The sequence below is a fragment of the Prosthecobacter sp. genome, from assembly GCF_046154365.1.
Classification (GTDB): Bacteria; Verrucomicrobiota; Verrucomicrobiia; order Verrucomicrobiales; family Verrucomicrobiaceae; genus Prosthecobacter.
This window is the reverse complement of record NZ_JBJXFV010000220.1, coordinates 121,879-134,855: the sequence shown is the minus strand read 5'-3', so window position 1 is coordinate 134,855 and position 12,977 is coordinate 121,879. Positions and strand designations below refer to the sequence as shown.

The window sequence follows — 12,977 nt, the reverse complement described above, 5'->3', positions numbered from 1 at the left end:
TCAAAGAGGCTGTTTTGTGCGAGTGAATCGGGGGCGTTGAAGTGGCGCATGAGTGAAGGTGTGCCTTCTTGTACCAGCTCCCCGAGGCATGATCAAGCACCTTGGACTTTTTGCGCTCGCGTCTGATATGGATTCCCTAATGCCGCCATGATGGGATCAAGGCCGAGCTTTCACGTGCCGATCAGACTATTTCATCTGCTATATAAAGCTCTCTGGTGACGCAGTGAGTGCCTCGGGGCATACCCTCAACCGCCCGACATTCAAGTCGCTAAGAATGAGACGTTCCTGCGCTTTTTGACACGGATGAGGCCGTGGACAATGCGCTGAAAAACGAATTCTGCCTGCTTTGCGCGAGGATTTCATTCTTGTAAAGAATGGAAATCGAGAAACTATCCAGACCTCGGCAACCGACCGTCAATGCTCCCATCGGCATCCTCCTGTTTTGGATGAAGCTGCGGGAGGGCATGCTATCGCACCACGGCGCTCATGGATTCGCTGAAAAAGCCGGCGTCCGTTTTCAAACACGCTTGTAAAGTAGATGACCGCCAGCCGCAGCCGTGCGGCGGTAACCAGGAGGAACAGCGCCAGGTTGCGCGCGGTGTTGTTCCTGTCTGGCGGAGATGAGGATGAAATCCGGCGGGCGGTCATCGCTGATGCCGGTGAGTGTTCCTGATTCGACCGCAGCGCTGAAACGCTCAATGAACGCAGGAGTCCATGATTTGCGGTCGGTGGAGATTGGTACGCCGTCGAATTGGGTGATGTAAGGGTAAAAGACAAGATGGTTGAGAGTGACGACGCCCTCCACCGCTTCATCCGGAGCATGGGGTGGCAGTGGCGTAGTGTTCAGGAGTGGCTTTTGTGTGAAGTAGCCGTGCAACCAATCGATGAGCACCGAGGGATTGATGCCACAATGCTGCATGAGTCCGGCCTGGCGTGCGATGGCGAGATGAGGAGGCTGCAGCCATTCCCCACCACCAACATAGACTGTGCCAGCGGCGTACACCGGAACCAACTGCATGTCGGTGATGTCGAGGCATGCCACCGTGTCCTCGGGAGAGGCGGATTTCCTGAGATAGGTGTACAGGGTCCAGCGCGCGGCATTGATCGCGAAAGTTTGATTGGCGATGTGTGTGCGCAGCGTGCGCAAGCTGGCTCTGAGCAGGAAAAAAATGAAGATGGATAAAAAGGTCCACCCGAACGTTGTCGCCTGCACCAGCATGGGGGAGATCGCGGCGGCAAGCGTGGCAAAGAAGACGGCTTGATAGAGCGTGGCTGCGCCGCGGAACTGCATGCGCGCGACGGCCCTTCCCACACCCGGTGTCGAACCAAGAGCGCTGATGATCATGGCGGTTAGCAAAACCGCGGTGCTTGGCCCAAGCGCAACTCCGCAGGTGAAAGCAATTCCAGTTGAGACCGGGGCCAGAACCACTGGCGGCGAGAAGAATTGAGCACACCATTTGCGCAAATAAGACGTGTTGTCGGATGCAGCGGTGCCGCAGTGAATAAGATTCAACACAGGTGGTGCGGTCGCCAGGGCATGCATGAGCCTGCGGATCCTGCCTGTAATCAGCAGGAACAATGCGGGGGGAATGATGCCAGCGAGCAGCCAGGTCAAAGCCAGAGTATCTCCGGTATGACAGATGTGAATGGTGAGCAGCAACGTGGCGTGCAGGCCAAAAGCCAGCATGATGCCCGGATAAGAAAAAGGCAACAGCACCAGGCAGGCGCCCAATGCCGTATACCACCACCCACCGTGGCTTGAAGCAGTTGCCAAAAGCGCAAGGACGGATACTCCATAGATGGCGGCGACAGAGAGAATGACATAACGGAAATGGTCGTTGATGGAGTCAAAGTGGGTCTCGCCACCAAAGTTGAAAAGCGTTTTGAACGCGCCGCGGATGGCGCGACTGCGCCTGCTCATGAAAAGACTGAATCCAAAGAGGTAGCAGAAGCTGCCGCACAGAGCGGCCAGGCTGTTTCCGCTGATTGAAAAAATGAACGCAAACACCAGGGCGTAATGCACGAGGACCGCCATGATCTGAGCGACAAGATGCAGCCAGCGCGGCGAAGGGAGCCAGCCGCCGAGGAGGGCGGCGAGGCGGTAGGAACCGACCCGCAAAATTTCAAAATCTCTGCAGCCCTCACAGTCGATGGCCGGCCATTCGAAACGCAGGCATCTCTGCCGCACACTGCTGACCAGAGCGGCGTAGATATTGTCATCGCTGCCGTACTTGTAACTGTCGTTGACAGGCACCCATTCGGTATCTGCTTGCCGCCCTATCCAGCACGCCAGGAATGGCATGAGCATGAACACGAAGACGACTCCGAAGCCAACGCTGAACTCGATCATTGTGGAAAGCCTGTCATATAACGCGGCCGATATTTAGAGACCAACATGAATGATCGACCATCGGATGCATGCAATGGACGTTCGGTTTCATGATAACGCACACAGCCCTGTAAGACCATCTCCTGGGCGGATCCGGCCTTGTCACACAAGTTTGCCCCTCTGCCTTCGCAGAGGATGATCACATTTAAATTTTGCAAAGCATTGAATATTGGATGGGCTGGTGCAAATCGCTGCTGAAAAGACATGATCTGGTGTTGCCAGAAGAAAAGGCTGTCAATGTCAAATTTTTTGGCTGGCCGCCGGAACCAGCTTTCTTTCTGTTGGACAAATGTAGCTCACAAGATAGTGCAGCATTCACCTGCGCTTCAACCTTTGCCCCCAATTCAGTGAATGTCCATTTTTAGCTTGATTCTAGGCAAGTACAGTCAAAAAACTAAGGTCAGCAGCGAGGTGTACATGAAGAAGCTGCTGGCTTATGTGCGTCCGCAATGGCACCGCATGACGATTGGCATTTTTTTGGGCATTGCCTCCGCGATGTTCAATGCGGTCATGCTCATTGCGTTTCAAGTCATTTTCTCCCTCGTATTAAAAGGCGATACCCCGATGAAGGGCCTGGTGCGCCGCGTGCCATTCATCGGTCCGGTGGATTTCTCAGGCTGGTTTGGCAGCGATCCAGACGCCGAAGCTGGTATTTGGGTGGTCATCACCGCCTGCGCTTTTATTCCGGTGCTGATTTTTGCCCGCGGCTTTCTCAGTTATCTCAGTTCACGCACTTATACGGCTGTCGCCAGTCATGTGCTCTATAAGATCCGCAATGATCTTTATCGTGCCGTTCTGCGGCAGTCACTGAGTTTTTTCAATCGTTCCAAGGCTGGCCAGCTCATCCAAGTTGTTTCCCAGCAGTCCAGCTCGCTTCAGACGAATTCGCTGGCCTTGGTGCAGGCACTGACGAAGCACCCGATGACGATTCTTTCCATTCTCGTCGTGTTGTTTTCCATGGACTGGCTTTTCACCCTGATGTCGCTGGTGGTGTTTCCCCTGTGCATCATCCCGGTGCGGCTGATTGCCAAGCAGGCGCAAAAAAGCGGTCAGTTGGAGACCCGGGCGAACGCCGACATGCTCGTGTGCATGCATGAGGCCATCGGCGGCATCCGTGTGGTGAAGGGCAATTCCCGTGAAGAGTATGAGATGGCCCGGTTTGACAAGGCCAATGCCGCCATCTCCATCGATGCACTGCAATTTAACCGGGTGGCTGATCTCAGCGGCACGTTTGTAGAGACGGTGGCCTCGCTCGGCATCGCGGCGGGTCTAGTCTATTGGTGGAGCCAGGGGAAGACCGCCGACCAGTTCTTCCTGCTCGTCATGGCGCTCACGCAGATGTATCCGCCGATCAAGGAACTCAGCCGCATCGGATTGACCATGCAAAAGACCATGGTGGCCACCGAGGCAGTCTTCGAACTGCTCGAAAAGCCATCTGAGGTTTCGGACAAGCCGAACGCCACCATCATGCCGCGCTGCAAAGGCAATCTAGTCTTCCAAAACGTGACCTTCGGCTACACCGATGGCGAGGGAAACAAGCTCGAACGCAAAGCGGTGAGAGACATCAACATGCAGTTTGAGTCGGGCAAGTTTTATGCCTTGGTCGGTCCCAGCGGATCGGGGAAAAGCACCCTCTTTTCGCTCATGCTGCGCTTTTATGACCCGGATCAAGGTAGCATCAAGGTCGATGGGCATGACCTGCGGGATGTCACGCAAAACTCCATGCGGGACAACTTCGGCATCGTCAGCCAGGACGTGTTTCTTTTCCATGACACCATTCGTGAAAACATCCGATATGGACGGCTTGATGCCACGGAAGAGGAAATCATCATGGCGGCAGGCAAAGCCCATGTGGATGATTTCGTGCAGCAAATACCCGCCAAGTACGATGCGATTGTAGGGGACGGCGGGGCCAATCTGTCCGGTGGGCAAAAGCAGCGCATCTCCATCGCCCGTTCCATTTTGCGCAACGCGCCCATTCTGCTGCTTGATGAGGCCACGTCTGCGCTCGACACGGAGAGCGAACGCATCATCCAGGAGGCCATTCATGATCTTGCCGAGGGCCGCACGGTGGTGGCCATCGCCCACCGGTTGTCCACCGTTCTGGCCGCGCACAAAATCGTGGTCATGAAGGATGGGCAGATTGAGGCGGTGGGTTCGCATCAGGAACTGTTGGAGACCTCGGCACTATATCAGCGTCTTTATCACCTCCAGTTCGATGTGGATGAGAGTTTGCCAGTAGAGGTGGTGTGAATCAAATTCCCGTAGTGCAATGAAAATTCTTTTCGTGGCCTACATACGCACGCATTTCCGGGCTCTGATATCACAGGGGGACTGGTTGCGGCTACGCGGGGATGAGGTCGGCTTTTATTTTGCTGCACGCTATCATGGCTGTGATGAGGATGTGCGTGCAGCCCTCGAATCAGGTTATCGTGTGATCGTTTTTGATGGTGCCGAGTCTGCGGTGCAGGCGGTTGCGCTCTGGCGTGGACGCAAAGAACCCACGGCCTTTCCTGCACGCAGCTTTACTGGATGCCTGCTGAAATTCTGTGCAGTGAAGCAATTCTATCATGCCTTGTTTGCCAGGCTGAAGCCGGATATTGTAGTGCTACCTGAAGAAAACATTGGGTACTTGTCTCACCTGCTCGTTCAGCAGGCTCATGAGTGTGACGTTCGTGTGGTGGTCACGCCTTACACCATCGACAATCCGGTTGAAGCGGCGGAGGTGCAGCTTCAGAACCCCGGCTGCATCGTGAGGGGCGGATTGCGCCGCATTTTTGCCCGGAGATACCCTCAGTGGATGTATGAGCATAAAGGTGTTCCGCTCTTTCGGCTCCCGTTTCCAGCTGCCGCAGCGATGCAATTCATGGGAGCTGCTCCCGCACGGCCGTGGCAGAATATTTGTTCGTTCGCTGATGCTGTTGCAGTCGAGTGCGAAGCTTTGCGTTCTCAGCATGCGGGTGGGGGTGTGAATAGTGCAAAATTGCGTGTCACCGGTTCATGTGCACTGGACAAGATGGCGGCGGTTGTGCGTGATGCCGAACCACTGAAAGCCCAACTGCTCACGGAGTTGGAGTTAGACCCATCCAAGCCAGTGTTCCTAGCCGCCATACCGCCCGACATTTTCAAATCGAAACAACGAATGGTCGAATTCATCGATCATGCGGAAGTTGTCATATTCTGGATCGAAACGCTGGCTGCGACGGGCTGGAATGTGGTGGTAAATCTTCATCCGCATCTCAATCCAGAGGTTATTCATTTGGGGAGGCGTCCCAATGTGAGACTTTGCCTGCGTCCGGTCGCTGAACTTCTGCCCTTGTGTGACGTCTTCGTCGCCTGCATCTCCGCCACCATTCGCTGGGCCATCGCCACAGCGAAGCCGGTGCTCAATTACGATCTCTATCAGTATGGCTACGAGGATTATCGTTCAGCTCCAGGTGTAGTGCATGTGACAACCCGTGAGGAATTCAGCCGTGAAGTAACACGCATCACCAATGATGACGCGCATCGGGAGCAACTTTCGCTCGCACAAGCCGTCGTGGCTGCAGACTGGGGAATTCTTGATGGTGGCAGCGGAGGGCGTCTGCTAGCTCTTTTTACCGAACTCCTCTCATCGAAACACTCTCCCACGACATGACAGCCGCACTCATCGGCCTCGGACGCATGGGCCTCCGGCATCTTGACAATCTTCTCGCCCTCAAACTTGAGGTCGTCGGTGTTTGTGATCCGTTTGATCAGGCCCGAGCAGCGGCCAAAGAAAAGGCACAGTTGAGCGACGATCGTCTCTATGCCGATCCAGTCGAATTGATCGCGCAATCGAAGCCGGAACTGCTCATCATCGCCACCACCGCCCCTGCGCATGCTGATCTGACCTGCCTGGCCGCCGAAGCCGGCGTCAAAGCCATCCTCTGTGAGAAGCCCATGGCCACCAGCCTCGCTGACGCGCAGCGCATGATTGACGTCTGCAAATCGCATGGTGCCAGGCTCTCCATCAATCACCAGATGCGCTTCATGGACCAGTACATCCTGCCCAAACAGATGCTCGACTCCGAGCAGTTCGGCGGCGTGACCAGCATCCACGTTTCAGCAGGAAATTTCGGCCTCGCCATGAACGGCAGCCATTACTTCGAGATGTTTCGTTTCATGGCTGGAGCACCCGCCGCCGAAGTGCAGGCGTGGTTCAGTGCCGACAAGGTGCCGAATCCTCGTGGACCGCAGTTTGAAGACCGCGCAGGCTCGGTGCGGCTCGTCACGGCGTCCGGCATTCGTTTCATGCTGGATGCCAGTTCCGACCAAGGGCATGGCGTTCGTGTCATGTATGGCGCGCGCCACGGCCAGATTTTCGTCGATGAACTCGGCGGCAAGATGAACTGGACGGTGCGCAAGGCCGAGCATCGTGACATGCCCACGACGCGCTACGGCATGCCGTGGGAGGAAGGAGCGTGCGATATTCCTCCCGCAGACGCCTTGGTGCCATCGCTGCGAGTGTTGGAGGCGCTTTTGGCTGAAACGGATTATCCCACCGGAGAGGATGGTCTCGGCGCGATACGTGCGCTGGTGGCCGCGCATGTTTCTGCTAAGGAGCAGCATCGCGTCGTCCGTCTTGACGAAGAACTGCCTGAAACACTCGTTTATCCCTGGGCCTGATCCCGCATGAGCACTTCCAACATCAAACTCGCCTTCATCGGCGCAGGTGGCATGAACCGCGAGCATGCTAAAGCTTTTGCGGACATCCCTGGAGTCACTCTCGCTGGCATTCATAGTCGCACACGATCGAAGGCCGAGGCACTGGCCAAGGAAACTGGCATTCCGCTGGTGTGTGACACGATTGCCGAGTTGCACGAAAAAACGCAGGCGGATCTTCTCGTTATTGCCTTGCCTGAAATGTCCATCCGCAGCGTCGCGGAGATCGCGTTCGCGTTGCCGTGGACCATTCTGATGGAGAAACCACCCGGCAAAGACCTCGAAGAAGCACTCGGCCTTGAGGCTCTCGCGCAAATACATGGGCGCAGGATCTACGTCGGCCTGAACCGCCGCTTCCTCGGCAGCACGGAGGCGGTGTTAAACGACATCCATTCGCGCCAAGAGCCACGATTCATCCGTGTTGAAGATCAGCAGTCGCTGGAGACTGCACGCATGATTGGCCATCCCGAGGAGATTGTACAGCGCTGGATGTATGCGAACTCCATCCACTTGGTGGACTACCTCCGCAGCCTGTGTCGTGGTGCGGTGAAGAAAATCACACCCATCTCGCGGTGGAATCCTGCTGCACCGGCTTATGTCCTCGCGGCGGTCGAATTCGAGAGTGGTGATGTGGGGCTTTACGAGGGCACCTGGAACGGTCCTGGCCCCTGGTCGGTCACCGTGAACACACCTGGCCGCCGCTGGGAGCTGCGCCCGCTTGAGCAGGCTAAATTCGTCAATGCTGGCGAGCGTGCGCTCAACGAAGTGCCGCAAACGGATGCTGACAAGAATTTCAAACCCGGCTTTCGTCGTCAGGCGGAAGAAGTGCTCAAAGCCATGCGTGGTGAGCCCTCGCGTGCTCCCACGCTCGCCAGCGCCATCGAAACCATGCGCATGATTGCCGCCATCTTCGAAGTCGCATGAACATCGTCGCTGTCATCACTGCACGCGGCGGCTCCACCGGCCTGCCGCGCAAAAATTTACTGCCACTGGCCGGCAAGCCGCTCGTCGCGCACTCCATCCTCGCCGCATTGGGGGCCAGCCAGGTACAGCGCGTCATCGTGAGCACTGACTGTGATGAAATCGCCGCCTGTGCGCGTGAATGGGGCGCGGAGGTGCCGTTCATGCGTCCTGCCCATCTCGCCACGGCAGACTCCGCCCACATTGATGTCATGCTGCATGCTGCCGACTGGCTGGAGCAAAACGGTGGCCTGCCGGATGCGCTTTTGCTGCTGCAGCCCACCACGCCCTTGCGCACCGCCGAAGATCTCGACGGTGCCGCCCAGATCATGTCCACCACCGGCTGCCCGGCGGTCGTCGGCGTCTGTGCTGCCGCCGTGCATCCCTACATCGTCTATAAAATCAACGACAGCGGCCAGCTCGTCGGTTTCATCGACCACGGCATGCGCTACCCGCGGCGTCAGGATCTGCCGCCGGCCTTCCAGCTCAATGGCGGCCTCTATTTAAACCGCGTCAGTTCCTTGCGTGAAACGCATCAGTTCCAGCCGCCCGGTGCCTGTGCCTGGGTGATGCCGGTGGAGCACTCCGTGGACATCGACACACTCGCTGACTTCGCCGCTGCGGAAGCTGTGCTTAAATCCCATTCCGTACTCACCCTGCGTCAGCGTGCCCATTGATTTTATGTCAGCCACATCTGCCCAACGCTGTTTCGTCATCGCCGAGGCCGGCGTGAACCACAACGGTGACCTTGCACGCGCCAAACAACTCGTCCAAGCCGCAGCGCGTGCGGGTGCGGATGCGGTCAAGTTTCAGACCTTCAAGGCCGCCCACCTCGTGACCGCGGATGCTCCACAGGCCGCTTATCAAGCCGCCAACACCGGCGTCACCGAAAGCCAGTTCGACATGCTCAAGCGTCTCGAACTGCCGCTGGAGGCCTTTGCCGAGCTGAGCCGTTGTTGTGAGCAGGAAGGCATTCAGTTCATGTCCACGGCCTTCGATGAAGACAGCGCCGACTTCCTCGCCGCTCTCGGCATGAGCATCTTCAAAATTCCCTCCGGCGAGCTGACCAATCTGCCGTTGCTGCGTCACATCGCACGTCATGGCCGCCCGATGATCGTCTCTACCGGCATGGCGACGTTGGATGAAGTGCGCACCGCAGTGGCAGCCATTCGTAGCACGGGCAATGACGCCGTCACTGTGCTGCACTGCGTCACCAGCTATCCCGCTCCTCCCGAAGAGGTCAATCTGCGTGCCATGGAGACGATGCGTGCCGCTTTAAGTGTGCCCATCGGCTATTCCGATCACACGCTGGGCATCGAAGCGGCCGTGTTCGCCGTCGCAGCAGGTGCCACGGTCATTGAAAAGCATTTCACCCTCGATTGCGGCCTACCCGGGCCAGATCACAAGGCCTCGCTCGAACCTGACGCGCTTGCCGAGATGGTTCGCAGCATCCGCCGCGTGGAAACGTTGCTGGGAAACGGATTCAAGGTGCCTAGCACCGCTGAACTCGCCGTGGCCAAAGTCGTGCGCCGCAGTGTCGTGGCGCGTCAATCCATCCCTGCCGGGACCGTGCTGGAAGAAGCCATGCTGGCCTTGCGCCGGCCCGGTACTGGCATACCACCCGCGCAATTCGATGAACTCTCCGGCCGCTCGGTCAAACGTGACATCGCCGCCGGCTGCATGCTGCAATGGGAGGATCTGGCATGAAAACCATCGGTGTCGTCACGGTTGGTCGGTCAGATTACAGTATCTACCGGCCGCTGCTGCGGCGCATTGAGGCCCATGCACAACTGCAATTGCGTGTCCTCGTCTCGGGCATGCATCTGGAGGAGCGCTACGGCCAGACTGTCGATGTGATCGAGCGCGATGGCTTTGCCATCACCGCGCGCATTCCCGTGCTGCAGCGGGAGGACACGCCGCTGGCGGTGGTGCAGGCCATGGGGGCCGGGGTGAGTGGTTTTGGCCGTTATTTTGCCCAGGAGCCGCCAGACCTGCTCGTGGTGCTCGGGGATCGCTTCGAAATGTTTGCCGCCGCGCTGGCGGCCGTGCCTTTCAACATCCCGATCCTGCATCTGCATGGCGGCGAACTTAGCGAAGGAGCCATGGATGACCGTTTTCGTCATGGCATCACTAAAATGAGCCATCTGCATGGCGTTGCGACCGAAGTTTACCGCCAGCGCGTCATCCAGCTCGGCGAAGAACCGTGGCGCGTTCTGTGCTGCGGAGCGCTGGCTCTCGACAATGTGAACGACATCCAGCGGCTAAGCCGAGAAGAACTTGAACAACGTTTCAATCTTGATCTCAGCCGTCCGCCGCTGCTCGTCACGCTGCACCCGACCACGAGCGACCACGAGCAAACGGGGCCGCAGACGGACGCGCTGCTTGCCGCTCTGCGTGAACTCGATGTTCCAGTCATTTTCACCATGCCGAACGCTGACATGGCTGGCCAGGTCATCCGTGAACGTATCGCCGCCTTTTGCGCCGCAACCACCAAAGCACGCAGCGTCGAAAATTTCGGGCCGGAGGGCTATTTCAGCATCCTGGGAGAGGTTGCGGCCATGGTGGGGAATTCCTCCAGCGGCCTGCTCGAAGCGCCGTCGTTTGCGCTGCCGGTCGTGAACATCGGCAACCGGCAGAAGGGCCGCCTCAGGGCCGGAAACGTCATTGATGTGCCGTTTGAAACCGCCGCCATCGCCACCGCCATCACGCAGGCACTGTCTGCGGACTTCAAACGCCAGGCCGCAGGCCATGAACATTTTTTTGGCGACGGCCACGCTGCAGAGAAGTTGGTGGAACTCATTGTCAGCACGCCGCTGGACACCCGCCTGCTCGATAAAACCTTCCACGACGTGAAATCATGAAATGCGTTCTCATCGGAGCCGGCGGGCATGGCCGGGTGCTGCTCGAAGCCTTTGAGCCGGGCAGGATCGCTGCCATCATCGATTCTCAGGTGGATTTGCAGGAGGTGATGGGAATTCCCGTGCTCGGCGGGGATGAAAAGCTGCCTGAACTGGCCGCGCTTGGCTTCACGCACTTCATCATCGGCGTCGGTTCGGTCCAAAGCAGCGCCCGGCGTGCGATGTTGTTCGAACAGGCCCGCGCTGCCGGATTGCAGCCGCAAAGCGTGCTTCATCCGGCGGCTTATGTGGCGAAATCAGCCGTCTGCGGCCCAGGCTGCCAGATTTTGGCACGCGCGGTGGTTCACACATTGGCCAAGCTGGCGGAGCATGTGCTGGTGAACACGGCTGCCGTGGTGGAGCACGATTGCATCGTCGGAGCGCATGTTCATGTCGCAACCGGGGCCATTCTCTGTGGCGAGGTTCAGGTGGGCGCAGGCGCGCACATCGGCGCTGGGGCGGTGGTGCGGCAGGGCATTCGCATCGGTGCCCGTGCGGTAGTGGGGGCGGGGGCGGTGGTCGTGCGGGATGTTCCTGAGGACGCGGTGGTGGCGGGAGTGCCGGCGCGTTTGCTGAAGTATTGATTACAGTGAGCAAACTTCGTTTGATTTCACCTTTCAGGTAGGCATAGAAACACTCTTGGCTGGTGCCAAAATCCTCCTAACCATGCCGCTGCGTATCATTCCACGACTAGACATCAAAGCGCCGAATCTCGTCAAAGGGGTGCGCTTGGAGGGCCTGAGGGTGATGGGGAAGCCGGAGGAGTTTGCCCTGCGCTATTTCGAGCAGGGGGCGGATGAGCTGTATTACCAAGACATCGTCGCCAGCCTGTATGGCCGTAGCAATATCATTGACCTCATCAAAGAGACGGCCGGCCGCATTTTTGTGCCACTGACGGTGGGTGGCGGCATCCGCACGCATGCGGACATCCAGCAGATTTTGCGCGCCGGTGCGGACAAGGTCTGCATCAACACGGCGGCAGCACAGCGCCCGGAGTTCATCACGGAAGCGGCGCAATCTTTCGGCACACAGTGCATTGTGGTGGGCATCGAAACCATCCGGCAGACGGACGGGCGCTGGAAGGCGTTTACCGACAACGGTCGCGAGCACACCGGCATGGATGCCTATGACTGGGCGATGCGTGCGGTCGATCTTGGTTGCGGCGAGTTGTTGGTGACCTCGGTGGACCGCGACGGCACCAACAAGGGCTTTGAACTCGAGTTTCTGGCGAAAATCGCGAAACAGGTGCCGGTGCCGGTGGTGGCGCATGGCGGTGCTGGATCGCTGGAAGACATCGCCGCCGTGGCAAACCTCGGCGTGGATGGCGTGGCCATCGCGTCGATGCTGCACTACAACAAGACGACTGTGAAGGACATCAAACAATATCTCACCAGCCAAGGCGTGGAGGTACGCGTATGAGCGTGAAAGTGGCCGTCGTCGATTACGGACTCGGCAATTTGCACAGTGTGGTCAAAGCGCTGGCGCACTTGGGTGCGGAGGTGATCGTGGCTGAGCATGGCTCACAACTCGAAGGGGTGGACAAGATCGTGCTGCCAGGCGTGGGTGCGTTCAACGATGGCATGGCTGGTTTGATGAAGGCGGGTCATGTGGAGCCGCTCAAAGCCGCTGCGGCGGCTGGGAAGCCGCTGCTGGGCATCTGTCTCGGTGCGCAGCTCATGCTGGAACACAGCGAGGAGTTTGGCAGCACCGCAGGTCTGGGCATCATTGCCGGCAAGGTCGTGAAAATCCCTGGCGCAGGCATCAAGGTGCCGCATGTGGGCTGGGCGCGGCTCGTGCCGCAGCAGGAGCACGCATGGAAAACTGGGCCGCTGCGCCAAACGCCACCGCACACCTGGGCTTACTTCGTGCATTCCTATCACATGATTCCTGACAATGCCGAAGATCGCGCCGCCACGGTGCTGTCAGGCCCACATCAGATCACCGCCGCTGTGGCACGCGGCAACATCACCGGTTTTCAATTCCACCCGGAGAAGAGCGGCCAGTCCGGTCTGGACATGCTCTCCGCCTTCCTGTTTGACTCCTAACTC

At 58.2% G+C, this 12,977-nt stretch carries 11 protein-coding genes; 10 read left to right on the top strand and 1 reads right to left on the bottom strand.

The window, feature by feature from the left end:
- Positions 1–517: 517 nt before the first annotated feature.
- Positions 518–2,350 carry a hypothetical protein gene (locus ACKVY0_RS28280; protein WP_409218232.1) on the bottom strand — a complete coding sequence of 611 codons (1,833 nt, stop codon included), beginning with the start codon at positions 2,348–2,350 and terminating at the stop codon, positions 518–520.
- Positions 2,351–2,740: 390 nt separating this feature from the next.
- Between ACKVY0_RS28280 and ACKVY0_RS28275 the strand changes: the two genes are divergently transcribed.
- From ACKVY0_RS28275 to hisH, 10 genes are all read left to right on the top strand, one after another.
- Positions 2,741–4,642 (top strand): ABC transporter ATP-binding protein, encoded by a 1,902-nt coding sequence (locus ACKVY0_RS28275; RefSeq protein WP_409218231.1) that lies wholly within the window; start codon positions 2,741–2,743, stop codon positions 4,640–4,642.
- A 19-nt stretch (positions 4,643–4,661) separates the two neighbouring features.
- On the top strand, positions 4,662–6,026 hold the full coding sequence (locus ACKVY0_RS28270) for a hypothetical protein (protein ID WP_409218230.1): 1,365 nt from the start codon (positions 4,662–4,664) through the stop codon (positions 6,024–6,026).
- Positions 6,023–7,036, top strand: a complete 1,014-nt coding sequence (locus ACKVY0_RS28265) for a Gfo/Idh/MocA family protein (protein ID WP_409218229.1) — start codon at positions 6,023–6,025, stop codon at positions 7,034–7,036. The genes ACKVY0_RS28270 and ACKVY0_RS28265 overlap by 4 nt, the downstream gene beginning before the upstream one ends.
- Positions 7,037–7,042: 6 nt before the next feature.
- Positions 7,043–7,996 (top strand): Gfo/Idh/MocA family oxidoreductase, encoded by a 954-nt coding sequence (locus ACKVY0_RS28260; protein ID WP_409218228.1) that lies wholly within the window; start codon positions 7,043–7,045, stop codon positions 7,994–7,996.
- Entirely contained in the window at positions 7,993–8,709 is a 717-nt protein-coding gene (locus ACKVY0_RS28255; protein ID WP_409218227.1) for a cytidylyltransferase domain-containing protein, read from the top strand. Before ACKVY0_RS28260 ends, ACKVY0_RS28255 begins: the two co-directional genes overlap by 4 nt.
- Before the next feature lie 4 nt (positions 8,710–8,713).
- Positions 8,714–9,739, top strand: coding sequence for an N-acetylneuraminate synthase (gene neuB / locus ACKVY0_RS28250; protein ID WP_409218226.1), 1,026 nt, complete (start codon positions 8,714–8,716; stop codon positions 9,737–9,739).
- Complete coding sequence (gene neuC / locus ACKVY0_RS28245; RefSeq protein WP_409218225.1) at positions 9,736–10,893, top strand: UDP-N-acetylglucosamine 2-epimerase; 1,158 nt, start codon at positions 9,736–9,738, stop codon at positions 10,891–10,893. The genes neuB and neuC overlap by 4 nt, the downstream gene beginning before the upstream one ends.
- On the top strand, positions 10,890–11,513 hold the full coding sequence (locus ACKVY0_RS28240) for a NeuD/PglB/VioB family sugar acetyltransferase (RefSeq protein ID WP_409218224.1): 624 nt from the start codon (positions 10,890–10,892) through the stop codon (positions 11,511–11,513). The genes neuC and ACKVY0_RS28240 overlap by 4 nt, the downstream gene beginning before the upstream one ends.
- Positions 11,514–11,595: 82 nt before the next feature.
- A complete protein-coding gene (gene hisF, locus ACKVY0_RS28235) occupies positions 11,596–12,348 on the top strand; it encodes an imidazole glycerol phosphate synthase subunit HisF (protein ID WP_409218223.1) in 753 nt (250 codons plus the stop codon).
- Positions 12,345–12,974: an imidazole glycerol phosphate synthase subunit HisH gene (gene hisH / locus ACKVY0_RS28230; protein WP_409218222.1), complete on the top strand. Its 630-nt coding sequence runs from the start codon at positions 12,345–12,347 to the stop codon at positions 12,972–12,974. The genes hisF and hisH overlap by 4 nt, the downstream gene beginning before the upstream one ends.
- Positions 12,975–12,977 lie beyond the last annotated feature (3 nt).